Raw genomic sequence first — 24,927 nt, 5'->3', positions numbered from 1 at the left:
TTGTGAAAATTTCCCGGTTCAGCCCGCAAGCGAGACGGCTGCATTGACCGCCGCCGCCACCAGAACCGTATTGAAGAAGAAAGAAACGATGGAGTGCAGCAGCGTGACCTTGCGCATGGCGGTCGTGGTTATCCCCACATCCGATGTCTGCGCCGTCATGCCGATCACCACGGCGAAATAGAGAAAGTCGTAACCGCAGGGTTCCTTCGTGCCCGGAAAATCCATGCCGCCGCGATGCTGGCGTTTGCCGTCCACCATGGCCGGCCGCCAGTAAAGATGGGCATAATGCAGCGCGGTCATGGTGTGGATGGTCAACCAGCCGAAGATCACCGAGGCGAAGGCGATGAGCAGCGCCCAGACTGTTTCGCCCGTATGGTTGAGGGCCTGAAACAGCGATACCACCGCGACGGCAACGGCAAGCAGCGTGACGGCGATGATGGCGACCGCAGGCAGGTCGTCGCTATCGGCATGGGCCTTCAGATGCTGCGCCGTCAGGCCCGACAGGCGAAAGGCAATCAGGATGAGGTAGGTCAGGAAGAACAGAACGGCCGCGATTTCTATCGCCAGCGGCGGCGCAAAAACCAGCGCCAGGCCGAGGCTCACGGCGCCGACCAAAAAAGCAATGACGAAAGGTTGATGGCGGCGATAGCTGTTACTTTTCATATTGGCCGGGGTCATGGGCGGCACCTTTCCGTTGGCGCCGTCATTTTTTGACACGGCGGCAAAAGCGGTCAAGCGTCTCCAGAAAGGTAGAGCGGTCGCGCGGTGAAAAAGCCGCATTATATCCCTTGCTTTCACCGGTTTCGCGCAGATGCGCGCCAAGATCGCGCATCGCCGTCGCCATCCCGATATTCGACTGGTCAAAAACACGACCCGTCGGCCCGGTCACCAACGCACCCTTGGCGACGCAGCGCCCGGCCAGCGGCACATCGGCGGTGATGACGATATCGTTCTCACCGGCATGATCGGCGATCCAGTCATCCGCCGCGTCGAAACCGGCGGATACGATGACGTTTTTCACCATGGGATCGCGCGATGGGCGCAGACCGGAATTAGCAACGAAGGTCACTTCCAGCCCATGCCGCTCCGCCACCTTGAGAATCTCCGGCTTCACGGGGCAGGCATCGGCATCGACATAGATTTGCGGGTTTTGCGGCATGGGCACTCTTTTCGGATAATTCCTGCCATGCTTCTAAGCGCAAACGCCGCGATTACCAAGCCCGCCATTGCTGAAATGCGGGTTCGATGCCGGGCAAGGGGCGCACTTGCGACCACCCTGAAAATCGCCTATGTTCCCTTTATGTTCTTATCCCGAAAGGTTTCCCATGCTGGAAGAGTTCATCGTGCAGGCCAAGTCCGCCACCTATGTCGGCGGCGGCAACAAATCCGCGACGCCCACGCGCAAGGGATCGCACGATCTCGGTTATCAGAGCGGCGACTGGCACTATATCGACAGCTATTTCGGTGGAACCGATTTCATCGGCCAGGAGGTCGTCTGGCATGAGGGAGCAGCGGTGTGGGCGATGAGTTATTACGGCCGCATCCTCCGGCCAGACATGATCGATGGCGCCACGGCTGGCATGGTCATTCAGCGGTCGCTTTCCACGCTCTATCGGGAGGGCCGGTTCCTTGGCGGCTTCACCCACCCGGTGGAAAATCTGGTCTATGTCGATACGAATGAAGGTGAATTCCGGTCCTTCACCGGCATCGAGCGCATTTACCGGGGCCATGTCGAGACGTACCGGCTTGACTATCATGGCGGGATCATAAAGCCATAGAGCGCAGGAAATGCCATGGACGGGATTTGCAATGGCAAATGGCGACACTCAATTTTTCAAGGCGACACTCTATTTCGACAGCGAACCCACGATCTCTGATTTGACCCTGATAGAAGCGTGGGGCGAGGAGGGGTATGAATGTGAGCGGCTGAGCGAAAAGGGCGTGTTTGACGGCCTGCGCGGTTCGACCAGGGTTTTTGTCGGCACTCCCGAGCCGATGGTAGCGGCGCCGGTTGCGCCGGCCCAATATCCGGCCGTCGCAGAGGCCAGGGTCGACTGGTCAAAGACCTTTTGCGTCGATGCCAAAGCGGCATATGACGATTTTAGCCGCGCAACACATCAGTGCGAGTTCAAATTCCTCATCATGGCGGATGAGGACAATCCTGAAATAGCCCATAACGAGATCGCCTCAGCCCTGCTCGGCATTCATCAGGTTGCTCCCATGCAGGCCGTTGCATTGCATTATCTCGACATGATCGTCGGCCGCGCCAATCTCGATGATTATCTGAATTATGCAAACGGCCATCTGGACCAGCCGCAGCAAATGGCAACGATGCTGGCCTTCGGAACCTTCGTGATGGAGGAGGGGGAAAAGATCAGGGCCTGGACAACGGGTCTGGAACATTTCGGCCAGACGAATCTTCTTTTCGAAACCCCGGCCGGAGATGCGACGGAAGCGCTTCTCACCCTATTCGGCCTCGGGCATCTCGTCGTCAACGGGCGACGCTTCGCTGCCGGCGAAGCCATAACATCTTTCGACCTTCTTGCGTGTTTTACGCCCGCCGAACTCGATGCCCGGCCCATGCTGCGCGTCGTCAGGCAAGACGCCGGCTAGAGCCTGCTGTCGTACCTAAGGGAGAATGGGACGATGATGTTTCACCGCCCCATCGCAGGCTTCAAATCAGCCGGGCTGCTTGGTCTTGCGCAGATAGGGAAGAACCGTGTCGTAGGAACCGAAACGGGCGATCGCATCTTCGTTGGAGACGGCGGCGGTGATGATGACATCCTCGCCCTGCTTCCAGTTGGCCGGGGTCGCCACCTGATGTTTGGATGTGAGCTGGATGGAATCGATCGCGCGAAGAATTTCCTCGAAATTGCGGCCGGTGGTCATGGGGTAGGTGAGAACCAGCTTGATCTTCTTGTCGGGACCGATGACGAAGACGGAGCGCACGGTGGCGTTGTCGGCAGGCGTGCGGCCTTCGGAACTGTCGCCCGCGCCGGCCGGCAGCATGTCATAGAGCTTGGCGACCTTCAGGTCCTTGTCGCCGATCAGCGGATAATCGACGTTGAAGCCTGTGGCCGTGCGAATATCGTTCTTCCATTTTTCATGGCTTTCGACCGGATCGACGGAAATACCGATGATCTTGACGCCACGCTTTTCGAATTCCGGCTGCAGGCCGCCCATCGCGCCGAGTTCCGTCGTGCAGACCGGCGTGAAGTTCTTCGGATGCGAAAACAGGACCGCCCAGCCGTCGCCGATCCAGTCGTGGAAACTCACCGGACCATGGGTGGTCTCGGCGGTGAAGTCGGGTGCTATATCGTTGATACGCAGGCTCATCTGATGTTTTCTCCCTAATGATTTGAACTAAAAACTGATGGTTCTCGGCAATCCGTGTCCGGCGCTGGAGCTTAGAGTTTTTGCATGAAATGGCCAGCCCTTTCATCGGGCTTCGGCGGTATTTGCTTCAGCCCCACAGAGATTTGATGGCGCTGATTTTCCCTGTTTGTCGCGGTTGCACGATATCCGCCCGGTTGATTGTTTCAGGAGGACATGATTATTCCAGAGACGATCGGGGGGCCATCATGACGACTTCTTCTACGCCTGTTTCTGCAACGGTTCGGGCACGCATTCCAGCGACGGTCTGGGTGCTCGGCATCGTTAGCCTTCTGATGGATATTTCTTCGGAAATGGTGCAGACGCTGCTGCCCTATTATCTCGTTTCCGGTCTCGGCGCTTCCGCGGTCACTGTCGGTTTCATCGAGGGCATGTCGGTTGCCATCGCCACCACGACCAAGCTGTTTTCCGGGATTATCGCGGACTGGACGAGGCGGCGGAAAATGCTCGCCGTGCTTGGATACGGTCTCGGCGCAATCTCGAAACTCGCTTTTCCCTTCGCCACCTCGCTTGGCTGGATCGTCGCCGCCAAGGCGGTGGACCGGGTCGGCAAGGGCATTCGCGGAACGCCGCGCGACGCCCTTATTGCCGATGTGACGCCGCCTGAAATTCGTGGCGCCGCGTTCGGGCTCAGAAAGTCGCTCGATACGGTGGGCGGCTTCATCGGGCCGCTGGCGGCCATCGGGCTGATGTTCGCGCTCAGCGAAAATGTGCTCGCCATTTTCTGGATCGCGGTCATTCCCGCTTTCCTTGCGGTGTTCATCCTCATCGCCGGTGTGAAGGAGCCGGATGCGCCCGCAAGACCAAAAGCCGAAAAGCCATTCCGGCTCGCCGATTTTGCGAAACTCAACCAGGCGGTCTGGATCGTCATCATCGCGGCGTCGCTCCTGACCTTCGCCCGTTTCAGCGAAGCATTCCTGTTGCTGAAATCCGAAGAGGCAGGCTTCCGGCCGGCTTGGATACCGATCACGATGGTCATCATGCATGTCGTCTACGGCCTGACAGCCTATCCCGCCGGCCGGCTTTCGGACAGGATCGGCCGCTCAGGGATTATCGCGGCGAGCGTGGCCGTGCTGGTGGCCTCCTATCTGACGCTCGCTTTTGCCAATTCCATTCCGTTGTTCCTGTTCGGCATTCTTCTGTGGGGCCTGCATATGGGCCTGTCGCAGGGGCTGCTCGCAGCCCTGATTGCGGAAACGGCGCCGCCACATCTCAAGGGAACGGCCTTCGGCATCTTCAATCTGATGACAGGTCTGGCGGTGCTGGTCGGCAATGTCATCGCCGGCTTGCTGTGGGACCTCCATGGTTCCTTCGGCACCTTCCTGGCGGGCGCTGCACTCTCTTTTACCGCATTGCCGGTGTTGATCTGGGTGTCCCGTCGAAAGCGCACCGCCGCCTGAGCCTGTGCCGAAAACACGACGACGTTGTTTTCGCTCATCCCAGCGCATAGTGTGACGCAACGTCAGGCGGCGGCATTCCGGGGTGGGGAGTGATGGAGAACAGCAATGGCAGTCACAATTACCGCTTTTGAACGTTCGCCCGATGGCGGCAAGGGTCTCGCCCGCGACATGCGCGTCCGCTGGGCACTCGAAGAAGTGGGCCAGCCCTATGACGTCCGCCTTCTTTCCTTCAAGGCGATGCGGGAACCGGCGCATCTCGCGCTTCAACCCTTCGGGCAGATCCCGACCTATGAGGAGGGCGATCTCGTCCTGTTCGAATCCGGTGCGATCATATTCCATATAGCCGAACGCCATGCCGGCCTGTTGCCACAGGATGCGGATGCGCGGGCGCGCGCGATCATGTGGATGTTCGCCGCGCTCAGCACCATGGAACCGCCCATTGTCGAGCATTTTGTCACCGGTTTTCTCGAAAGGGATAAAAGCTGGCACGGCGAGCGCCTGCAGATCGTCGATGAACGTATTCGCAAGCGGCTTGGCGAATTATCCCACCGACTGGGGAAGGCCGAGTGGCTCGACGGCGCATTCAGCGCCGGTGATCTGTTGATGATATCGGTGCTGCAACGGATAAAAAGTTCGGGCATTCTCGATGAATACGCGAATCTCGCGGCCTATGTCGCCCGGGGCGAGGCGCGTCCCGCCTATAAACGCGCCTTTGCCGATCAGTTGGCGATTTTCAAAGCTGCATCGAACGGCTGAACCGCATCGACGGCGGGCCCCCTCGGTGCGGACTGCCTGCGATCAAGCCGAGGTGCTGACGCGATAGGCCATTCCGAGCGACCTCGGCGCGGTCTCCTTGAAGCCGAATTTTTCGTATAGCCTGTTTGCCGGTACATCGGCGATCAGGCTGACATAGGCCGAAGCGGGAAGCTCGCTCTTCACATGGCCCATCAGCGCCTCCATGACCGCCTTGCCCAAGCCTCGGCCCTGATGGGCGGGATCGACTGCAATGTCCACGACCTGAAAAAAGCAGCCGCCATCGCCGATCAGCCGGCCCATGCCGATGGCGGAACCTGCATGCAGTACCAGCACGGAGAAGACCGTGCCCTGCAAACCCTTCTCCGCCGCCTCCCGTGAGAAGGGGCTTAGCCCGGCCACGGCGCGAAGGCGCAGATAGTCCTCGACAGACGGGATTGTCGCGACAATGGAATATCCGGGGGAATAATCGGGGTGGTTCATTCGACTCTCCTCTTGGCCGCGCTCTGAAAGCGCCGCCCAATATGTGGAGAAGAGTTCTACAGGAGCTTTACCGATTCTGAGGCGCAATTTTCAGCGCCTGAAGATCGAGCTGCGCGCGGACGCCCATGAAGGCGGCCACTTTTGCCTGTTAGCGGCGGCCTTCCACAGCGGAACGGATATGCGAGCGGCTGACGCCGATGTCGGAAAGGCTTCTGTCGTCGAGCACGCTCAGTTCGGCCACGGCGCGACGGTTGCGGAAATAGTTTCGAACGGTTTCGTGAAGTTTCATTTTCGTGGTTTCCAGTGATGAGATTGCATAAAATATGCCCATTCCGACGCGAAAAATACAGGCATTTGCCTGCATGGAAGACATGCAAAAATCGAAACCCGACGTCTGGATAGGGGGAAACGACTGCCGGCATAAGGAAACGCTATAGCGGCAGAAAGGACTTGTGTTGGCAAAATATCCGGCGATGAACCTACTCTGCCTGAAAGATTAGCATGACGTTAATCGACAAGAACCGCAAAAGCGGCAAAAGCTCGCCCGGCCAAAGCCGGAACAGATAAATCCGAAAAGGAGTGGGAACATGAAAAACGGTATTACTCGCAGACTTCTACTGGTTTCCGCAGCGGTCGCTCCGATCCTGAGCCTGTCGCCGGCGCTCTCCGCCTCCGCTTATGCGGCTGACACGATAAGGCTCGGCCTCGTCGCGCCGATGAGCGGCCCGAATGCGCGCTACGGCGCTTTCTCCATGCACGGCGCGGAACTCGCGGTAAAGGACATCAACGCGGCTGGCGGCATCAACGGCCAGCAGATCGAACTCTTCAATGCCGACAGCCAGGGCACGCCGGTCGAAGGCGTTTCGGCCACCCGCCGCCTGATCGATCAGGACGAGGTGGATTTCGTCATCGGCGATGTCTCCAGCTCCGTGACGCTTGCGATGCAGCCCGTCGCCGAGGATGCCGAGGTTCTGCTGCTGAACGCCGCGTCCTCCAACCCGAAGATCACCTATCAGGCTGGCGTCGGCGGTTTCAAATGGACATTCCGCAATTATCCGACGGATGAGAACCGGGCCTTCGTCGTGGCGAAATACGCCGCCGAACAGCGTGGTTTCACCAAATTCGCCGTCCTGTCGGTCGATAGCGACTACGGCCGCTCCGCCATCACCTTCACCAAGAAATACCTGCCGGACTTCAAGGGCGAAATTCTGAGCGAGGATTATTACAAGGAAGGCGAGGTCGACTTCCGCAGCGTGCTGGCGAAGATCCGCGATAACGGCGCGCAGGCGATCATCATGTATGGTCTCGCCGATACCACGCCGATCGTTGCCCGCCAGATGCTGGAACTCGGCCTTGCCGGCAAGGTTACACTGATCGGCAACGGTGAATTCAACACCGAAAAGACGATCAAATCCGCGCCGAAAGCCATGGAAGGCGCTGTTGAGGCCGCAGCCTGGCTGCCGCAGTTTGATAGTCCCGCCAGCAAGGCCTTCGTCGAGAAATTCACCGCCACATACAAAGAAGCGCCGAACAACCATGCCTATGTGCATTGGGATACCGTCAACCTGCTCGCCCAGGCGATCAGGCAAGCCGGCAGCGCTGATCGCAATGCGGTGCGCGAGGCGCTCTCCAAGATCAAGTACAAGAGCCCGGTCGGCGAAGTGACCTTCGACGATCACAATCAGGCGCGCCTTCCGATGATCCTTCTCCAGATCGAGAACGGCAAGCCCAGCATCAAGGGCGCTTATACGGCGGAAATCCAGTACCCTGCGAACTGACAGAACGGGAGGGGTACAGCCATGTTCTCGACAATTCTCGAGCAAGTCGTAAACGGGATCGTCACCGGTTCCGTCTACGCCATCGTCGCCGTCGGCATGACCATGATTTTCGGGGTGCTGAGAGCCATCAACTTCGCTCATGGCGAATATTACATGCTTGGAACCTTCGGGGCGTGGTTCGCCATCGATTATCTCGGCCTGTCCTATGAGGCTTCGATCGTCGTCGGCGTTCTTTCAACCGTGGTCGTGGCCTATGTGGTCGGCCAGCTGGTGATGCGCAGAATGGTGGGGGCGCCGGCGGAGTCCGGCGTTCTCGCCACCCTCGGCATCGCGCTGATCCTGCAGAACACGATCATTTTCGTCTTCGGCGGCGGCTACAAGTTTTTCGCCGGCGGTTATATCGAGCCGATTTCCATTCTCGGCTTCACGCTGGCGCAGCAGCGCGTGCTCATTCTCGTCGTCTGCCTCATCGTCTTCGTCGGTCTGGAACTGATGGTCACCTATAGCCGTCTCGGCATGGCGATGCGGGCGGTCTCGCAGAATGTCGAATGTTGCGGCGTGGTTGGCATCGATGTCTCGCAGGTCGTATTGCGCACCTTCATCCTCGGCGCCGCGCTTGCAGCACTTTCGGGCGTGCTGACCGCGCCGGTCAATGTCAGCGTCTATGGCGGCATGGGGGAGCTCATCACCTTCAAGACCCTGCCTATCATCATCATGGGCGGCCTTGGCAACGTGCGGGGAACCTTCTTCGCGGCCATGATCCTCGGCATCGCCGAAAGCCTCGTCGCCACCTATGTCGGGCTGCAATTCCGCGACACGGTGGGTTTCGCAACGCTGATCCTGATGCTGATGTGGCGTCCGCACGGCCTGTTTTCGACGCAGGCGCGCTTTTAGAGCATTTCCAGGAAAAGTGGACCCGGTTTTCCGTCCGGAAATGCGGAAAAATAAAGAGTTAGAGCGCTTTGGCGTTTCGAAGAAAAGCCAAAACGCTCTGGAAGCCGCGCCCGCCGAATTTACTCGAATTTTGAGGACTAGACATGTCTCTCACAGACACCGTTCCCCAGGCACGCCGCCGCGATCTGCGCATTCCGCTCGCCGCCGTCCTGATCGTCGTAGCACTTGCCGCGCCCTTCATCGGCACGCGTTACGTTACCCACTCGTTGATCATCGCGCTCATCTTCATGCTGCCGGCTCACGGGCTCAACCTGCTTGTCGGCTATACCGGTCTGTTATCGCTGGCGCAGGCGGCTTTCTTCGGCATCGGCGCCTATACCGCCGGTCTGCTGGCGGTTCACTATGAAACGCCGTTTTATGTGAACCTTATTGCCGCCGGCGTGGTCTCCGGCGCGCTCGCCCTGCCGCTCGGCATTCCGGCTTTGCGGCTTCGCTCGACATCCTTCGTCATGTGTACGCTCGGTTTCGTCATCATCGGCCAGGCAATCGCCAAGAACTGGATTTCGCTGACCCGCGGCGACATGGGCCTCTCCGGCATCCCGAAGCCCTATTTCGAGCTTGGCCCGCTCTCCTTCACGGTCAGCGGAACCACCAGTTTCTATTATCTGGCTCTGGCCATCTGCGTGCTGGGAACGCTTGCCGCATGGGCAATCGTCCGCTCGCCGGCGGGCCGCAACATGGTGGCCATTCGCGAAAACGAAACGCTGGCGGAGTCTCTCGGCGTTCCGACCTGGCGCTACAAGCTGATCGTTTTCATGCTGAGCGCCGTTTTTGCCGGGGTAGGGGGCAGCCTCTATGCCCATTACCTCACGGTGGTCAGCCCGCTGACCTTCCAGATGTATTATTCCACGACGATGCTGATCATCGTTCTTGGCGGTGGTGCTGGCATGATTTCGGGAACCGTGTTCGGCAGCCTGCTCTTCGTCGGTCTGACGGAGGCGCTGCGCGTCGCTCCTGAAGTGCGGATGATCGCCTATGGCTTCTGCCTTCTCGTTCTCGTCTTCTGGTTCAAAAAGGGCTTTGCTCCCCTGATCAATCGCTTCTGGAACGCGATCGGAGGCTCGAAATGACGGCTCATCTTCCCATCCTCGAGATAAAGAACCTCAGCAAGTCCTATGGCGCGGTGAAGGCGGTCAACGATGTCAGCATGCACATCAATCGCGGCGAGATCGCCGGACTGATCGGGCCTAACGGCTCGGGAAAATCCACCTTCTTCGATTGCAGCACCGGGCTTGCCCGGCCGGACACCGGCAAGGTGATACTGGACGGGCAGGATATCACCGGCTGGTCGCTCAACCGCATCGCCCGCGAAGGCCGCATGCTGCGGTCTTTCCAGAAGACAGTGACCTTCAAGGCGCTCGATGTGGAGGAGAACCTCATCATCGCCGGGCAGATGTTCACCTTTCCCTCGCTCCTGTCGACATTCGGCCTCGGCAGCATGTCGAGCCGCCGCGTGGCCGGGTTGAGAGAGCGGGCGCGCGAACTGATCAAGATGGCGGGCCTCTGGGACGTTCGCCACCAGCCCGCCGGCAATCTGTCCGGCGGCCAGCAGAAACTCATCCAGTTCGCCTCGATGCTGATGCCGGAACCGAAGCTTATCCTGCTCGACGAGCCGATGGCGGGCATCAATCCGAAGATCATCGAGCGTGTGGTGGAGACGATACAATATGCGAATAAATCGCTCGGCGTGAGCTTCCTCGTCATCGAACATAATATCGATGTCGTCACAAGCATCTGCCAGCGTGTCGTCGTGCTCGATCAGGGAACGAAACTGGTCGAAGGACTGCCGCATGACATCATTGAGGACCAGCGTGTGAGGGAGGCCTATCTTGGCGGCTGACAGCAATCTTTCCATCAAGGGCCTGCGCGCGGGTTACGGCAATCTCGATATCCTGAACGGCGTCGATCTGGATGTGCCGGCCGGGCAATTCGTGGCCCTCATGGGGCCGAACGGTGCGGGCAAATCGACCTTACTCAAGACGCTCTATGGTATGACGACCATCAAGGAAGGCGGCATCGACTGGCGCGGCAGGAACATCGCCGGATTGTCGTCACGCGCCATTCTGGGCGAGGGCATATCCTTCGTGCCGCAGGGCCGTTGCAATTTCCCAGTCATGACCGTCGATGAAAACCTGCAAATGGCCGCCTATACCATTCGCGATGCAAAGGTGAAGGCGGACCGGGATTATGTCTACGACCTTTTCCCGATCCTGAAGACACGGCGCTCGACGCTCGCGGGCAATATGTCGGGCGGCGAGCAGCAATTGCTCGAAGTGGCGATGGCGGTTCTGCAGCGGCCGAAGGTGCTGCTGGTGGATGAGCCTTCGGTTGGTCTCTCACCCGCCGCAATCGGCATCGTCTTCGATGAACTCCTGCGGCTGCATGCAAATGGCATGACCATCCTGCTTGTCGAGCAGAACACCAAAAAGGCCATGGAGGTGGCTGAGCGCGCCGTCATTCTCCGTCTCGGCAAAGTGATCTGGGACGGCACGCCGGCAGAGATCACCCATGACGAACTTGGCGAATTGTTCCTGACCGGAAAGATGCGTGGCGAACTCGAAGCCGCGCACTGACTGGTCCAAAGCTTTATATCAGACGAGGAAAGACCATGAGCACTTTCGTGCCAGCATCACGCGTGTCGAAAATTAGGGTTTCGCCAAGCACGGCGGCGGCGGCCCGCGCCCGCGAATTGAAGGCCGCCGGCCGCGACATCGCCGACCTGACGGTGGGCGAGCCGGATTTCGATACACCGGAAGCCGTCAAGGCGGCGGCGCATGCCGCCATCGATCGGGGAGAGACCAAATATACCGCTGTCAACGGCACGCCGGCGCTGCGCAAGGCGATCATTGGCGACTTCCAGAAACGTCTCGGCATCACCTATAGCGATAGCGAAATCTGCGTCGGCGGCGGCGCCAAGCAGATCCTGTTTCTGGCGCTGATGGCAAGCGTGGAGAATGGTGCGGAAGTGATTATTCCGGCTCCCTACTGGGTGTCTTATCCCGATATGGTCATCGCCAATGACGGCACGCCCGTCATCGTCGCATGCCCGGAGGAAACGGGGTTCAAACTGACGGCCGAAGCGCTGGAAGCGGCGATCACCCCGAAGACGCTGTGGCTGATCCTCAACGCTCCCTCGAACCCGACGGGTGCTGCCTATAGCGAAGCGGAACTGAAGGCGCTGGGCGACGTATTGCTGCGCCATCCGCATGTCATGGTCCTTTCCGACGATATTTACGATCAGGTCTGGTTCAGAAACGAGCCGATGAAAACCCTCGTTGCCGTCGTTCCGGAACTGAAGGACCGTGTGCTTCTGACCAACGGCGTTTCAAAATCCTATGCAATGACGGGATGGCGGATCGGTTACGGGGCAGGGCCGGCAGCACTCGTCGCCGCCATCAACAAGTTGCAGTCACAAATGTCATCCTGCCCGTCCTCGGTCAGCCAGGCCGCCGCAGCCCACGCGCTTTCCGGCGATCAGACATTCGTGACGGAAAGCGTTGCGGTCTATAAACAGCGGCGCGACTACGCCTGCGCGCGCCTGAACGCGATCCCCGGCCTTTCCTGCATGGTGCCGGATGGCGCCTTCTACCTCTATCCGAGCTGCGCCGGGGTGATCGGCAAAACGACCGCGGATGGCAAGGTGATCGAAAACGATCTCGACTTCGTTCTTTATCTCCTCGACAGCGTCGGCGTGGCGGCTCTTCAGGGCGCTGCCTATGGCCTTTCGCCCTATTTCCGCATTTCCTTCGCCACCTCCATGGAAGTGCTGGAGGATGCATGCGACCGCATCGAGCGTGCGGTGGCGGCCCTGCGGTAAGACAGACCGCTCGGCCCAAAGGAGGCTTTTTGCCGTCCGCTCACCGTCCCTCATCCCTGTGCTTGTCACAGGGATCCAGCCAGCCCAAGTCCTTGGGCTGAGAGGACTCTTCCCGCCGCGCAGACGCGCGTCGGCTGGATTCCTGTGACAAGCACAGGAATGAGGGTGCGAAAATGCCCGATTACATAAAGCACTTGTGTCGTCTACAGTGTTCGGGACATGTGAAACGCTCTATCCCATTGAAATTACGCGCCGTCCTTGCAGAAATCCATTCCTGTTTCCGCCCCGATGCGCTAGGATTTCCCCAAAAAGTGGGGACCGATGAGCGTCGATTTCAAAAAACTCAAGAGCTTCGTCAAGATCGTCGATACCGGCAGCGTTTCGCGTGCCGCCGGCATTCTTCGCGTGGCGCAGCCGGCGCTATCGCAGCAGATCGCGTCCCTGGAACAGCACTTCAAGCACCAGCTGCTGTTGCGCAGCAATGTCGGCATCGCGCCGACCGAGGCCGGGTTGATCCTCTATCGCCATGCGCAGATCATGCTGAAGCAGATCGAGCAGGCGCAGACCGATATCGACCGCTCGGCCCGCTCGGTCTCCGGCCGCGTCTCCATCGGGCTCGCGACCTATTCCTCCTCCAGCGCGCTGTCCCTGCCGCTCATCAAGGAGATGAGGGCGCGGTTTCCCGCCATCACGGTCCATATCAACGACAGTTTCGGCCATATCCTCAGCGAGCTGATCATGACCGGCAAGATGGATATGGCGCTGATCTACACCTCCGATCCCATCAAGGGCGTGACGCTGGAGCCGTTGTTCCGGGAAGAAATGTTCCTCGTCTCGCCCGCCGATATGAAACTGCCGGCCGAACCCGGTCAGCCGCTTCCGCTCTCGGCGCTGGATGGCCACGCGATGCTGCTGCCGAGCAAAGCGCATTTTCTTCGCCGGCTCATCGATGAAGGTCTTGCCCGAGCCAGGGCGCGACCGGAGGTCATTTCAGAACTGGAATCCGTGCCTGCTTTGAGCGCTGCGGTACTGGACGGTCTCGGCTCAACGATCCTGCCAGCCTCGGTGGTTCTGGAAACCCCGAGCTTCAGCGGCGCGCAGCTACATCCCCTCACAACACCTGTCATCGATGCAACAGTGTCGCTCTGCGTCTCCGATCATATGCCGCTTTCCGAGCCGGCTCTGGCGGCGCGTTCCGTGCTTCTCGAGATCGTCACCAAGCTCAAGAGCGGCCACCACCCCGGCATTCGCGCCATCTGAATTCGCTATAAGCAAACCCTATGGCGGCAGACCGAGGTTGTGTTGGTAAAGGCCCGCCGAACGTTTCAAATTTTCCATCAGTGAACGGATTCAAATTTGGGTCCACAAGGCAGCCGGAGAGGCTGCATGGTCGCTCGAGGGAAACAATGGCAAAACTGGCTTTCGATACTGGCGGTACCTTTACCGATTTCGCGCTTCTGGACGACAGCGGCGAACTTCACCTCCATAAAGTCCTGAGCACGCCGAAAAATCCGGCCGAAGCCGTTGTTCAGGGCGTGTCGGAGCTGCTCGAAAAGCATGCGGACGCGATTGCGATCGAGAACCTGCAGGTGCTTGGCGCAACCACCGTCGTCACCAATGCCGTGCTGGAGCGCAAGGGCGTTGAAACCGGCTTCGTCACCACCGACGGTTTTCAGGACATGCTGCGCATCCGCAACGAGGGGCGTTACGATCTCTATGATCTGAACATCAAATATCCCGATCCGCTGGTCACCCGCGCCAACAGTTTTGGCGCCGAAGAACGCATCGCCGCCGACGGCGAGGTAATGACGGAACTCAAGGAAGATACCGTTCGCGAGATTGCCGGACGGCTGAAGGAAAAAGGCATCCGCTCGGTGGCGGTCTGCCTGCTGCACGCTTACAAATATCCGCAGCATGAGCAGCGCGTCGCCGCCCTTCTGCGCGAGGAAGACCCGGATATCTTCGTGTCGCTGTCTTCCGAGGTCTGCCCGGAAATGCGCGAATTCGACCGCGCCTCGACAACGGTGGTCAACGCCTATACCCGCCCGCAAATGTCCGGCCACGTCGCCCATCTGCAGCGGGAATTTGCTGAGAAGGGCATCGACCGGCAGGTGCTGTGGATGACCTCTTCGGGCGGTCTTGTGCCGAGCCGTCGCGCCGCCGAACTTCCCGTTCGCCTGATCGAATCCGGCCCAGCCGCAGGTGCTGTCGCCGCCGCCGAATTCGGCCGCACGGCGGGCGAAGCAAGCGTTCTTTCCTTCGACATGGGCGGCACCACCGCCAAGCTCTGCCTCATTCCCGATGGCGAACCGAATGTCGGCACCGATCTCGAAGTCGCGCATTACCAGCGCTTCCGCAAGGGATCCGGTTTTCCTCTGAAAATTCAGTCGATCCAGATGATCGAGATTGGCGCCGGCGGCGGTTCCATCGCCGCGAAGAACCCGCTCGGTCTTCTCGATGTCGGCCCGCATTCCGCTGGCGCCATGCCGGGTCCGGCGGCCTATCAGCGCGGCGGAACCGAACCGACGGTGACCGACGCCGATATTCTGCTCGGTTACATGGGAACGGAATCCTTCGTCGGCGGCTCGTTCAAGGTGTCGAAGGACGCCGCCCACGGGGCGATGTCCAAACTGGCCACTTCTCTCGATGTGTCTGTCGAGCGCTGCGCCTGGGGCATCCATGATCTCGTCAATGAATCCATGAGCAAGGCCGCTGCCATGCATGCGACCGATCTCGGCGTCGATCCACGCTCTTTACCGATGGTGGCCTTCGGCGGAGCAGGCCCAGTGCACGCCTACGGCATCGCCCGCAAGCTCGGCATTTCGCGCATCATCTGCCCGACCGGCGCGGGCGTCAGCTCCGCCATCGGCCTGCTGATCGCGCCGGTCGCCGTCGATCTCTCCGCAAGCCATCCGATGGCGCTCGATGCCTGGGATATCGAGGCAATGAACCGTCTGCTCGATGATCTTTCCGCTCAGGGGGCGGAAGTCGTTTCGGCCGCCGGCGTTCCGAAGGAGACGATCACCAATCGTTATACCGTGGATATGCGCCATGTGGGGCAGGGACACGAGATTACGGTGGTACTGCCCGACCGTAACCTGCCGAAAGACCTTTTCCTTGAAGAATTGCGCGGCAGTTTCTTCAAGCTCTATCGCGAATTGTTCGGCCGCACGGTGGCGGCGCCGCTAGAAGTCATCACCTGGCGTCTGCGCGCCAGCGGCGAGAAGGATCAGGTCACCCGGCCGCATGAAACCGTCGTTGCCGAAGCCCGCAAGGGCAGCCGGCAGGTCTATTTTCAGGAGGCGGGCGGCTATGTCGAAACCTCGGTTTACGACCATTACAAGCTGCCGGTCGGCTATGAGGTGAAGGGGCCTGCCATTGTGGAACAGCGTGAATCGACGGCCGTTGTCGGGCCGAGCGGCACCTTCCATGTCGATGCCCACGGCAATCTCGTGATCAATATTCTCTAAGGGGGCAGTCAAATGTCGAAACCCGCAACCGATTTCAACGATCCGATCAACCTTCAGGTCATGTGGAACCGCCTGATCTTCATCGCGGATCAGGCCGATAACGTGCTCGGCAAGACGGCTTTTTCGCCGATCGTGCGAGAGAACCATGACTACGTTACGGTACTTCTCGACAGTAAGGGCAGGGCTCTGGCGCAATGCACCTGGTCGATCCCGGTTTTCATCACCTCGCTGCCCGCGGCGGCGCAGAAATATTTCCTGCCGAAGTTTCCAGTCGAGATGCTGGAGGAGGGCGATGTTCTGGCCACCAATGACCCCGAAATCGGAACCGGCCATCTGCCCGACGTGACGATGATCACGCCGATCTTCAAGAACGGCAAGGTCGTCGCCTATGCGGGGTCCATCGCCCATCTTCCCGATATTGGCGGCGCGCCGCTGCATTCGGAAGCCAGCGACATTTTCGCGGAAGGCATCCGTTTCCCAATCGTCAAGCTGCTCAAGGCCGGCGTTCCGAACGAGGATGTGTTCGATATCATCGCAGCCTCCGTCCGCCTTCCCACGGAAGTGCGCGGCGATCTGGAATCGATGATCGCCGCCAACAATGTCATGGGCCGCGAACTGGTGAAATTCCTCGATGAATACGGGCTGGACGATGTCGACGGGCTGGCCGACGCCATCCACACCCGCTCGGAGGCGCAGACGCGCAAGGCGATCCGCGAATGGCCGAACGGCACCTATTCCGCCGAAGTCCTGCTCGACGGCTACGATGTCGACGTCAAGCTGAAAGCTTCGGTGATCGTCAGGGACGATTCCATTCATGTGGATTATACCGGCACGTCGGATCAGGTCCTGCATTCGATCAACTGCCGCACGAACTACCGTTACGCCCATTCGGTCTACGCGCTGAAATGCCTGCTCGATGCCGAAACGCCCAATAATGAGGGCTGCATCGTCCCGATCACGGATGAGGCGCCGCTCGGCTGCATTCTCAATCCGCAGGAATGGACGGCGGGCAATTCGCGCAACCTCATCGGCCACGTCATTCCCTCGCTCATATTCAAGGCGCTGGAAGGCATCGTGCCGGAAAAGGTTCTGGGCGACAGCGGCGGCGCGCCGATCTGGGCGGCCAATTGCGTCGGCCAGCGTAACGATGGCACGCAATACGGTTCCGTGCAGAATTTCCATGGCGGGCAGGGCGCACGCGCCGAATTCGACGGGCTGGATACGCTGAGCTTCCCATCCAACTGCAAGGTCACGGCCATCGAAATGTTCGAGGTCGCCGTTCCGGTGCTGACGGAACGCAAGGAGCTGATCGCCGATTCCGGTGGCGCCGGCAAACATCGCGGCGGCCTTGGTCAGCGTGTCGTTCTGCGCAATCTCGGCAAAAACCCGATGAACATCTATCTGGCATCGGAACGCGTCCGCCACCCCTGCTTCGGCGTGGTGGAAGGCCGGAGCGGGTCCGCCGGCAAGGTGATGAAGCAGGGCAAGTCGCATTTCCCCAAGGGCAAGGTCGTGCTTCAGACCGGCGAACGTCTGGAAGTTCAGACACCCGGCGGTGGCGGCTGGGGCAGGGCCAGCGAGCGTTCGCGCGCACTGATCGAACAGGATATTTCCGAAGGTCTGGTCACCGCGAAGGCGGCGAAAGAAATCTTCGGCTATTCTGGCGCCATTGCTGCCGCAGCCGAATAGGAGATGAGAATGGGACTGCTGAACGGAAAAATTGCGCTGGTAACCGGCGCCGGTTCAGGCATCGGCCGCGAAACCGCAATTTTGCTGGCGAAAGAAGGGGCGACGGTCGTTCTGACCGGACGCCGCCTCGATCCGCTGCGCGAGGTCGTGGAACTGATCGAGAAGAAGAAGGGCAAGGCGATTGCCCGCACGCTCGACATCGCCTCGCGCGATGCGATCTTCGACATGGTCAAGTCGATCGGCGAAGCCGTCGGTCCCATCGATATTCTGGTCAACAATGCCGGTTCCGCCAGCAAGGTGCTCAACGCCCGCTTCATCGGCGAGGAGGAGTGGAACGCCACCATCAACGTCAATCTGACGGCCGTGTTCAACCTGACACAGGCGGTGCTGCCGGAGATGATCGCAAAGGGTGAGGGCACAATCATCACCGTCTCCTCGCTCGCCGCCCTCAATCCCAATCTTCTGGGCGGCGTGGCCTATGGCGCTGCAAAAGCCGGCGTGAAGAACTTCATGACCTTCCTGCAAATACCTATCGCAACCAGGGTATCCGGGCGACAACCATCCTGCCGGGCGAGACGGATACACCGATCATGAACAACCGCGCGCGTCCGCCTCTGAAGGAAGAACGCGCCGTGATGATGGATCCGCATGACGTGGCCCGCGCCATCCTGCTTTGCGCCAGCCTGAACAAAAGCGCGGTCATTCCGGAACTGCACATCTGCCCGACCCATATGCGTGACACATCGAAGGATATCGAAGTCGCGCGCTGGGTGGGCGCGCCGGACGATACGCCGGATATGCCGAAAAAGAACTAGGGAGAGACGCCCATGAATGGAGCAAAGCTGCGCGCCCGCCTTGCGGCGGGTGAAGCCATCAGCATGTTCACCCCGCATCATACGTCGTCGGGCCTTTCCGCCCGGCTGGTGGAACTGGGCGCGGACGCAATCTTCCTCGATTGCGAGCACGGCACATGGAGCTTTGAGGATGTGCGGGCGACCGGGCAGGTGGTGCGCTCCGTTGGGGGCGCTGCCATCGTGCGCCCGCATTCGCACGAGCGGCCGCTCATCATTCGCTATCTCAATGCCGGTGCGGACGGGATCATGGTGCCCATGGTCGGCAATGCCGAGGAGGCCCGCGCGATTGTCGATGCGGTGCGTTACGCCTTGCCGTCGGATTACGAAAAGCGGCTGGTCATCGCCATGATCGAGACCGTCGATGCGATCGATGTTTTGGACGAGATGCTGACGGTCGAGGGCATCGACGTCTTCTTCATCGGTCCCGGCGATCTTTCGCAGGATATGGGCTATCCGCCCGCGCCGCCATTCGGCGAGCCACGCCCGGATGTGGTAATGGAGAAGGTCGCCATTGCTGTCGACAAGATACGCGCAGCCGGAAAAATCGCGGGAACGCTCGCGACGCTGGACGAAATGCCGCACTGGCGGAAGCGTGGCGTGCAATTCTTCTACGTCCATTCCGATCCGTTCCTGCGCCGAGGTCTCGCTGCTGTGAAGAAGGCGCTCGCCTGAGGCGGAGCAGGGGTTTTCCGGCTGAACGATGCTGCAAGCGAGGGCCTGAAGTTTCAGGCCCTCGTTATGCCGTTAGAATTCCGCCGTGACGGGTTTCCACAAATGCTCCGGATCGAAGCTGTCGCAGCGCGCGATCACGATCCGGCTGCCGTTTTTAACGCGCCGTCGCAAAAGATCGGAACCGTCGGACTGCGCCCGAAGCCAACCGTCATCCTGAAGCTTCTGCAGCATCGACCGCGAAAGCCCGAGTTCAGACGCTAGCAGGCGGTCAAGGCGTATGCCGGCCTGAAACGGAACCGCGAGATCGATCTCCGCCATGGCCCAGTCGGGAGGTTCATCCCGTATCTGTTTCGCGATATCGAATTCGGGAAACTCGTCGACGCGCTGCGATTTGCGCCGCAAAGCTTCGAGATTGAATGTCTCCGCCCTTATCCATTGCGGATCGTTGGACTGCAGCGCTTCGAGAACCGCAGGGCTGATGTCCCGGACATTCTGGCGCTCGAAAATCGGCCTGTTCCAGTTCTTGTCGCAGATTATGCATCTATAGATAAGCCAGGCATCCAGCTTGCGGCCATTGGCATTGAGCCGGATCTTGCCACTGGCCTGAAACGCCCTCAGGCCGCCGCATCCGCTGCATGCAAGCCAGGGCTGGGGCGCCGTTCGTGGCGTAACGGTCCATTGGACCCGAAGTAAATTGCACATGGTCTCTTGGTCTTCCATTCGGAAGTCCACCAAGATGGTGCAGGAGAAAACCCTTACGGGAACGGCATGGCGGTGTTCTTGGGTGGTGAAGAGCTGAGACAGCGGCGCTGCGCAGGGCACATTGTAACAATGCCAGACCGGTCTCTTGCCACCACCCGATGAACATGATCATACGCCGACAGCCTGTGGCTATCCGGCAATACGGGTGAAACTGGATTGAGACCGGTATTTACTTAGGCAAAGTCTACCTCGATGCGCCAATGCTCTTCGGCGGCGACAATAACAAATGATCGCTCCGAAACAGAGTCATCCAGCGCGGCGAAGAGACCGAAAGCCGTTGCGATGCGACTTTTATGCAACGTCAAGTGCCCCGCCCATTCTTCCCGGTTCAGATGACGTTGCGGACAGGCTCTATCGTCATAAAAATAATGGAAACAATACTTAAATAACGGCTTGTGCGTTTATTTCCCGGAAGCGGAGGTTTTATGCCTGCTATCTGCGGCTGTCGGAAACGGAAGCATACGTCGGAGAGTCGCGTCCTTGCGGATGAAATGGTGCCATAACGCCGCCGCCACATGAAGAAAGACGATGGCTGCGGCAAGGTAGGCGAGGGTGGCGTGAACCTCGCTCCAGAAGGCCTCCGCCTTGTCGGAAATCACCAGAGGCAATCCCGGCACGACCACGAGGTCGAAGACGTAACTGGGGATTTGCAGAGGAGAGGTCGACGCAACCGCCCAGCCGGCGAGAGGAACGGCGAGCGTAAGGAACAGCAACGCGGCGTGAGCGGCCCGCGCGGCGAACCTCGATGCCAGCCCTTCACCTTCTAAAGCCTGCGGCTTTCTGCTGAAAACCGACCACAGGAAACGCGGCACGGCGAGGGCCAGCACCAGAAATCCTATCGACTTGTGATATTGGAACAGGTCGAACTGAAGAACCGGGTCGATATTGTCGCGGCTCATCAGATATCCCAGCGCAAGCTGCATCAGGAAAAGCACCGCGATTGTCCAGTGGAACGAGATCGCCACCAATCCATAGGATATGGGCGTATTACGCCACGGCCGTTCCCGCGTTGATACCCTATCGGAATGATCCTCGAAATATCTCATCGGCTAGCTCAATTGTTGATAGGTATCTTTCGCGATTGCGTCCATGCGGTCGGAAGGCAGGTTGCCGACCAACGCACAGCGGATGGTTTCGTCGTCCCAGGAGATGGCCTCCAGTGAACCGATGCTGGAGCGGCGCATCGCGGTATCGCTCGAGTCGACCGCAGCCACGATATAAAGAGTGACGCGCTGCCCGCTTTTATCCTCATACATCAGCTGGGCGGCGGCGCCCTCCGAGCTGGGGAGCACCCGGCCGCCGACAAGGGACAGACCGTGGCGGGTGAGGTCGGGAATATTCAGTTTGCGGTCCAGCCGTTTCGAAAGCCATTTCGGCAGGCTGGAAGCGTTCTCCGCATCGGCCCGAATTTCCACCGGATGCAGAACCTCGCTCGCAAACAGCTTATGTGCCTGCGTCGCATCCGCCACGATGGAGTGTGCCGGCTCCGCGACCTGAGAGACCAGCCCGCGCCCGAACCAGCCGCCTGCCAAGCCAATGGCCAGAATGAGGATGGATGCCGCCGCCATGTTACGCCAATCGGCGCGCTGCGACCGCAGACGCCGCTCGATGCGGTAAACATCAAGACGCTCGGGCAGGGCGTCGGTATCAAGCGGGCCGTAGAGAGCCGTCAGCGTCGCATTCTGCTGCTGCCACATCGCAACCTTGCTTGCGTCGGCCGGATTGGAGGCGAGGTGGGCACGAACGGCGTCACGCCGTGGGTCTTCGAGCTGCCCGTCGACATAAGAGATCAGATCGGCTTCGGTTATCTGCGATTCGCTGCCGGTCATTTTATCACCTTGAGATTTGGCTGGTCTTCCTGGGTCATCCGGGCGAGAGCCGTTCGGGCCCGCCCCAGACGGGACATCAGCGTGCCCAGCGGAATTTCAAGAACATTTGCCGCTTCCGCATAACTGAGGCCTTCGACGACGACGAGGAGCAGGGCCTCGCGATGTTCGCCGGACAGTTTTTCAATGGCGCGGGCCATTTCGGCAAGCGCAATCCGGCCCGTCTGCGCCGCCGGCACAAACAGCTGTTCCGCAACATCGTCGATCGGGATTTGCGAGGGCCGGCGATTGCGGCCGCGCAGATTGTTACGGTAGACGTTGACAAGCACCCGGTACAACCACGGACGCAACGGTCCCTGCGGTTTCCACAGCGCCTTTTTACGGATCGCTCTTTCCAGACAGTCCTGGACGAGATCGTCAGCCGTGTCACGGTCATGCGTGAGCGCATTCGCGTAGCGGCGAAGCGCTGGTATGCAACTCGTCATCTCGTCCAGAAAATCCGGCATGGATACTATTCCTTGGCAATGTGCCAGACGCCGCCAACGCCATCGCCCGTGACATCGCCGGGCTTCCTGTCCATCTGCCAGCGATAGAGCGGCTTTCCGTCATGCGACCATTGCATCGTACCATCTTTGCGGGAGATTGGTTTATAGTCGCCATCCGCCTTGTCGGTTTTCGAGGCGGCGAGGGGCGGCCATTTCTTTGCGCAGCCGTCGTAGCAGAACGATGCGCCATTGGTATCATTGTCGAATGTATAGAGGGTCATGCCCTTGGCGTCGGTCAGGATCGTGCCTTTGGCCGTTGCCTTTTCAACCACGGCGCCACCGGCATATGGTTCGGCGAGGGCGGCCGTGGCGGCAAGCGCTACAACGCCGGCCAGAATGAAATGATGTGCACGCATGACGATAATCCTTTGAAGGGTAACGGATTGGACGATATGCCCGATATTAGACAAACACCCGCCCGCGGCATTTAATCCCACCGGGCTCGACTTTTTGCTGCCCCAGCGCCTTTATCTGACGCCCTTCAAATCGATGTCGAATGCAACCGTATTCGAATAGAGCGGCACTCCGACACCCATGCCATAGGGCAGGCGTGCGACATTGCCGGTGACGTGGAAGGTGACGGATCCCTTCTGTTGTTCAACGAATGTCGCGTGAAACGTTTCGGGTCTGGATATGCCTCTGGCTGTCAATATGCCTTCAACCACGGCGCTGCGCGGTCCGTCCTGCGTAACGCGGCTGGAGCGAAACACGATCTGCGGATAAACGGCGATATTAAAAACCGCGCTGGATCGCAGGAAATTTTCCACCCGTTCTTGCCCGGTCTGGACGCTGGAAGGGTTGAGACTGATTTCCACGTAAGACCTGGCCGGCTGGTCCGGGTCGATGTCGAAGCGGCCGGAAATATCAGGAATTGTGCCCTTGATCCCGGGACCGGCAACCTGCGCAATCGAAAAGCGGATGTGAGAGGCAGGATCGATACGATAGCGTCCGGCCGCCGACGAGAATGGACTGGCAGAGACCGGCGAGCAAACCAATGTCAGGAAAAGGAGAGTGATGGAGTGGAAATATTTCACGGCGCAAGCTCCTTGATGAGTAGTCGCACTCAGGAGAACACCACAGGAAGAGGTTTAATCCGCACCACGCCGGCGGATCTTCAAAATCCCGTCCATAGGGGAAGACCGCCTTTGACGGTGCCGGAAAAACACCCGTCAGGGAGGTGGCTTCAATCCACAAACAATAATCGCATAAGATATATTATGGAACTTATTTGATGGTGCAGTTCCGGATTTGTGCGGCTATTGCTGGTTACATACGTCGCCGCACGATCAAGCCATGGCAGGTTCAACGCCTCGAAAGCCCGTGATATCTTCTCCCGCCGAAATCGAACTGATCATATGGTTCCGGGATTGAAAAGCACGAAGCGTTGAACAGAACTCACCCTGTCAGATTGATTTTAGCGAAACACGTTTCTCAAGTTCATCTTCCAACTCTTTGCGTTCGCTATATCTATCTGTGAGATAGCTGGAAGCGTCACGCGTCAGCAGCGTGAATTTCACCAGTTCCTCGCAGACATCCACGACCCGGTCATAATAGGATGACGGCTTCATCCGGCCTTCTGCGTCGAATTCCTGATACGCCCTTGCCACCGAGGATTGGTTGGGAATGGTGATCATCCGCATCCATCGGCCGAGAATTCGCATCTGGTTCACGGCGTTGAAGGACTGGCTGCCGCCGGACACTTCCATGACGGCGAGCGTCTTGCCCTGTGTCGGCCGTACAGAACCGATTGCAAGAGGAATCCAGTCGATCTGCGACTTCATGATGCCGGTCATTGCGCCATGACGTTCTGGGCTTACCCAGACCTGTCCTTCCGACCATTCTGAAAGTTCACGCAATTCCTGCACCTTGGCATGGCTGGTCGGCGCTTCATCGGGCAAAGGCAGGCCATTCGGATCGAATATACGAACCTCGCAACCGAGCCGTTCGAGCAGCCGCCCAGCCTCGAATGCCAGCAGACGGCTATAGGACACCTCGCGCAGCGAGCCATAAAGGATCAGGATGCGTGGTTTATGGGTCGAAAACGCCGGACGTAGAGCCTCCGGGTCAATGCTGTGCAGGTGATGCGCCTGCAACGCGGGAAACCTGTCAGACAATGCGCTTTCCTTCATTATCGAGGACCTGCTCGCCATCCTCCTTGAAGAACGGCCCTTTGAAAGTGTCCGGCAGAATATCCAGTACGACCTCTGAAGGACGGGCGAGCCTGGTGCCGAGCGGTGTTACGACAAAGGGACGATTGATCAGGATCGGCCTTTCCATCATCGCATCGAGCAACTGGTCGTCAGTCAGGTCCGGATTGTCGAGACCGAGCTGGGCATAGGGAGTCCCCTTCTCGCGCATGGCTTCGCGCACCGTCAGGCCCCCATCCGCAATCATTCTTGAAAGCTTTTCGCGTGTCGGCGGTTCCCGCAGATATTCGATCACGGTCGGCTCGATCCCTGCCGCGCGGATCAGCGCCAGCGTGTTGCGCGACGTCCCGCAGGACGGGTTGTGATAGATGGTGGCGTCCATGG

Annotated in this window: 27 protein-coding genes and 1 pseudogene; 15 read left to right on the top strand and 13 right to left on the bottom strand. The window is 59.4% G+C overall.

The genetic code is table 11. The features are described 5' to 3' along the window. Nucleotides 1–18 precede the first annotated feature (18 nt). Entirely contained in the window at nucleotides 19–678 is a 660-nt protein-coding gene (locus tag L904_RS11510; RefSeq protein WP_035264055.1) for a DUF1345 domain-containing protein, read from the bottom strand. Nucleotides 679–703: 25 nt separating this feature from the next. Then, nucleotides 704–1,159, bottom strand: coding sequence for a YaiI/YqxD family protein (locus L904_RS11505; protein ID WP_059762553.1), 456 nt, complete (start codon nucleotides 1,157–1,159; stop codon nucleotides 704–706). A gap of 166 nt (nucleotides 1,160–1,325) precedes the next feature. Here L904_RS11505 and L904_RS11500 point away from each other — a divergent pair, with 166 nt between their 5' ends. Together L904_RS11500 and L904_RS11495 are read left to right on the top strand one after the other, a co-directional pair. Beyond that, nucleotides 1,326–1,778 carry a DUF5680 domain-containing protein gene (locus L904_RS11500; RefSeq protein ID WP_035261129.1) on the top strand — a complete coding sequence of 151 codons (453 nt, stop codon included), beginning with the start codon at nucleotides 1,326–1,328 and terminating at the stop codon, nucleotides 1,776–1,778. Nucleotides 1,779–1,809: 31 nt separating this feature from the next. Next, a complete protein-coding gene (locus L904_RS11495) occupies nucleotides 1,810–2,613 on the top strand; it encodes a hypothetical protein (protein WP_035261124.1) in 804 nt (267 codons plus the stop codon). A gap of 66 nt (nucleotides 2,614–2,679) precedes the next feature. On the opposite strand, the gene L904_RS11490 is transcribed toward L904_RS11495, so the two are convergent. After that, nucleotides 2,680–3,336 (bottom strand): peroxiredoxin, encoded by a 657-nt coding sequence (locus L904_RS11490; RefSeq protein WP_035217366.1) that lies wholly within the window; start codon nucleotides 3,334–3,336, stop codon nucleotides 2,680–2,682. A gap of 245 nt (nucleotides 3,337–3,581) precedes the next feature. Here L904_RS11490 and L904_RS11485 point away from each other — a divergent pair, with 245 nt between their 5' ends. Both L904_RS11485 and L904_RS11480 read left to right on the top strand, forming a co-directional pair. Then, nucleotides 3,582–4,793, top strand: a complete 1,212-nt coding sequence (locus L904_RS11485; protein ID WP_051671857.1) for an MFS transporter — start codon at nucleotides 3,582–3,584, stop codon at nucleotides 4,791–4,793. Between the two features lie 105 nt (nucleotides 4,794–4,898). Beyond that, nucleotides 4,899–5,549: a glutathione S-transferase family protein gene (locus tag L904_RS11480; RefSeq protein WP_035261122.1), complete on the top strand. Its 651-nt coding sequence runs from the start codon at nucleotides 4,899–4,901 to the stop codon at nucleotides 5,547–5,549. A 42-nt stretch (nucleotides 5,550–5,591) separates the two neighbouring features. Here L904_RS11480 and L904_RS11475 read toward each other — a convergent pair whose 3' ends face one another. Both L904_RS11475 and L904_RS11470 read right to left on the bottom strand, forming a co-directional pair. After that, nucleotides 5,592–6,029 carry a GNAT family N-acetyltransferase gene (locus L904_RS11475; protein WP_051671856.1) on the bottom strand — a complete coding sequence of 146 codons (438 nt, stop codon included), beginning with the start codon at nucleotides 6,027–6,029 and terminating at the stop codon, nucleotides 5,592–5,594. Between the two features lie 148 nt (nucleotides 6,030–6,177). Continuing rightward, nucleotides 6,178–6,318 carry a DUF1127 domain-containing protein gene (locus L904_RS11470; protein WP_155272854.1) on the bottom strand — a complete coding sequence of 47 codons (141 nt, stop codon included), beginning with the start codon at nucleotides 6,316–6,318 and terminating at the stop codon, nucleotides 6,178–6,180. Nucleotides 6,319–6,616: 298 nt separating this feature from the next. On the opposite strand from L904_RS11470, the gene L904_RS11465 reads away from it, so the two are divergent. From L904_RS11465 to L904_RS11415, 11 genes and pseudogenes are all read left to right on the top strand, one after another. Next, nucleotides 6,617–7,807 (top strand): ABC transporter substrate-binding protein, encoded by a 1,191-nt coding sequence (locus L904_RS11465; protein WP_035261118.1) that lies wholly within the window; start codon nucleotides 6,617–6,619, stop codon nucleotides 7,805–7,807. Between the two features lie 21 nt (nucleotides 7,808–7,828). Then, complete coding sequence (locus L904_RS11460; RefSeq protein ID WP_035217353.1) at nucleotides 7,829–8,701, top strand: branched-chain amino acid ABC transporter permease; 873 nt, start codon at nucleotides 7,829–7,831, stop codon at nucleotides 8,699–8,701. 143 nt (nucleotides 8,702–8,844) lie between these two features. Beyond that, nucleotides 8,845–9,831, top strand: a complete 987-nt coding sequence (locus L904_RS11455) for a branched-chain amino acid ABC transporter permease (protein WP_003523642.1) — start codon at nucleotides 8,845–8,847, stop codon at nucleotides 9,829–9,831. Beyond that, nucleotides 9,828–10,601 (top strand): ABC transporter ATP-binding protein, encoded by a 774-nt coding sequence (locus L904_RS11450; protein ID WP_035261116.1) that lies wholly within the window; start codon nucleotides 9,828–9,830, stop codon nucleotides 10,599–10,601. The genes L904_RS11455 and L904_RS11450 overlap by 4 nt, the downstream gene beginning before the upstream one ends. Next, nucleotides 10,591–11,334, top strand: a complete 744-nt coding sequence (locus L904_RS11445; RefSeq protein ID WP_003523645.1) for an ABC transporter ATP-binding protein — start codon at nucleotides 10,591–10,593, stop codon at nucleotides 11,332–11,334. Before L904_RS11450 ends, L904_RS11445 begins: the two co-directional genes overlap by 11 nt. A gap of 35 nt (nucleotides 11,335–11,369) precedes the next feature. Next, the gene (locus tag L904_RS11440; protein ID WP_035261114.1) at nucleotides 11,370–12,578 is read left to right on the top strand and encodes an aspartate transaminase; all 1,209 of its coding nucleotides are present in this window, start codon (nucleotides 11,370–11,372) and stop codon (nucleotides 12,576–12,578) included. 321 nt (nucleotides 12,579–12,899) lie between these two features. Then, nucleotides 12,900–13,838: a nitrogen assimilation transcriptional regulator NAC gene (gene nac / locus L904_RS11435; RefSeq protein ID WP_059762552.1), complete on the top strand. Its 939-nt coding sequence runs from the start codon at nucleotides 12,900–12,902 to the stop codon at nucleotides 13,836–13,838. 146 nt (nucleotides 13,839–13,984) lie between these two features. Then, nucleotides 13,985–16,048, top strand: a complete 2,064-nt coding sequence (locus L904_RS11430) for a hydantoinase/oxoprolinase family protein (protein ID WP_035259890.1) — start codon at nucleotides 13,985–13,987, stop codon at nucleotides 16,046–16,048. A gap of 12 nt (nucleotides 16,049–16,060) precedes the next feature. After that, the gene (locus tag L904_RS11425; RefSeq protein WP_059762550.1) at nucleotides 16,061–17,737 is read left to right on the top strand and encodes a hydantoinase B/oxoprolinase family protein; all 1,677 of its coding nucleotides are present in this window, start codon (nucleotides 16,061–16,063) and stop codon (nucleotides 17,735–17,737) included. A 9-nt stretch (nucleotides 17,738–17,746) separates the two neighbouring features. Continuing rightward, nucleotides 17,747–18,552: pseudogene (locus tag L904_RS11420) on the top strand (SDR family NAD(P)-dependent oxidoreductase). 12 nt (nucleotides 18,553–18,564) lie between these two features. Further along, nucleotides 18,565–19,263, top strand: coding sequence for an HpcH/HpaI aldolase/citrate lyase family protein (locus L904_RS11415; protein ID WP_059762548.1), 699 nt, complete (start codon nucleotides 18,565–18,567; stop codon nucleotides 19,261–19,263). A 72-nt stretch (nucleotides 19,264–19,335) separates the two neighbouring features. On the opposite strand, the gene L904_RS11410 is transcribed toward L904_RS11415, so the two are convergent. The 8 genes from L904_RS11410 to arsC all read right to left on the bottom strand — a co-directional run bounded on the left by L904_RS11410 (nucleotide 19,336) and on the right by arsC (nucleotide 24,925). After that, entirely contained in the window at nucleotides 19,336–19,965 is a 630-nt protein-coding gene (locus tag L904_RS11410) for a DUF1062 domain-containing protein (protein WP_035260500.1), read from the bottom strand. Between the two features lie 461 nt (nucleotides 19,966–20,426). Beyond that, nucleotides 20,427–21,071, bottom strand: a complete 645-nt coding sequence (locus tag L904_RS11405; RefSeq protein ID WP_035260502.1) for a cytochrome b — start codon at nucleotides 21,069–21,071, stop codon at nucleotides 20,427–20,429. A gap of 3 nt (nucleotides 21,072–21,074) precedes the next feature. After that, on the bottom strand, nucleotides 21,075–21,854 hold the full coding sequence (locus tag L904_RS11400) for an anti-sigma factor (protein WP_035260505.1): 780 nt from the start codon (nucleotides 21,852–21,854) through the stop codon (nucleotides 21,075–21,077). Then, entirely contained in the window at nucleotides 21,851–22,357 is a 507-nt protein-coding gene (locus tag L904_RS11395) for a sigma-70 family RNA polymerase sigma factor (RefSeq protein ID WP_035260507.1), read from the bottom strand. The genes L904_RS11400 and L904_RS11395 overlap by 4 nt, the downstream gene beginning before the upstream one ends. 5 nt (nucleotides 22,358–22,362) lie before the next feature. Next, nucleotides 22,363–22,752 carry a lipoprotein gene (locus tag L904_RS11390; RefSeq protein ID WP_035260509.1) on the bottom strand — a complete coding sequence of 130 codons (390 nt, stop codon included), beginning with the start codon at nucleotides 22,750–22,752 and terminating at the stop codon, nucleotides 22,363–22,365. 111 nt (nucleotides 22,753–22,863) lie between these two features. Next, on the bottom strand, nucleotides 22,864–23,430 hold the full coding sequence (locus tag L904_RS11385) for a YceI family protein (RefSeq protein ID WP_035260511.1): 567 nt from the start codon (nucleotides 23,428–23,430) through the stop codon (nucleotides 22,864–22,866). Nucleotides 23,431–23,799: 369 nt separating this feature from the next. Then, the gene (arsH, locus tag L904_RS11380) at nucleotides 23,800–24,528 is read right to left on the bottom strand and encodes an arsenical resistance protein ArsH (protein WP_245285011.1); all 729 of its coding nucleotides are present in this window, start codon (nucleotides 24,526–24,528) and stop codon (nucleotides 23,800–23,802) included. Continuing rightward, entirely contained in the window at nucleotides 24,503–24,925 is a 423-nt protein-coding gene (gene arsC / locus L904_RS11375) for an arsenate reductase (glutaredoxin) (RefSeq protein WP_035260515.1), read from the bottom strand. Before arsC ends, arsH begins: the two co-directional genes overlap by 26 nt. Nucleotides 24,926–24,927 lie beyond the last annotated feature (2 nt).

The sequence above is a fragment of the Agrobacterium sp. LY4 genome (genome assembly GCF_001526585.1).
Taxonomy (GTDB): domain Bacteria; phylum Pseudomonadota; class Alphaproteobacteria; order Rhizobiales; family Rhizobiaceae; genus Agrobacterium; species Agrobacterium leguminum.
This window is presented reverse-complemented; position numbering and strand designations above follow the sequence as displayed.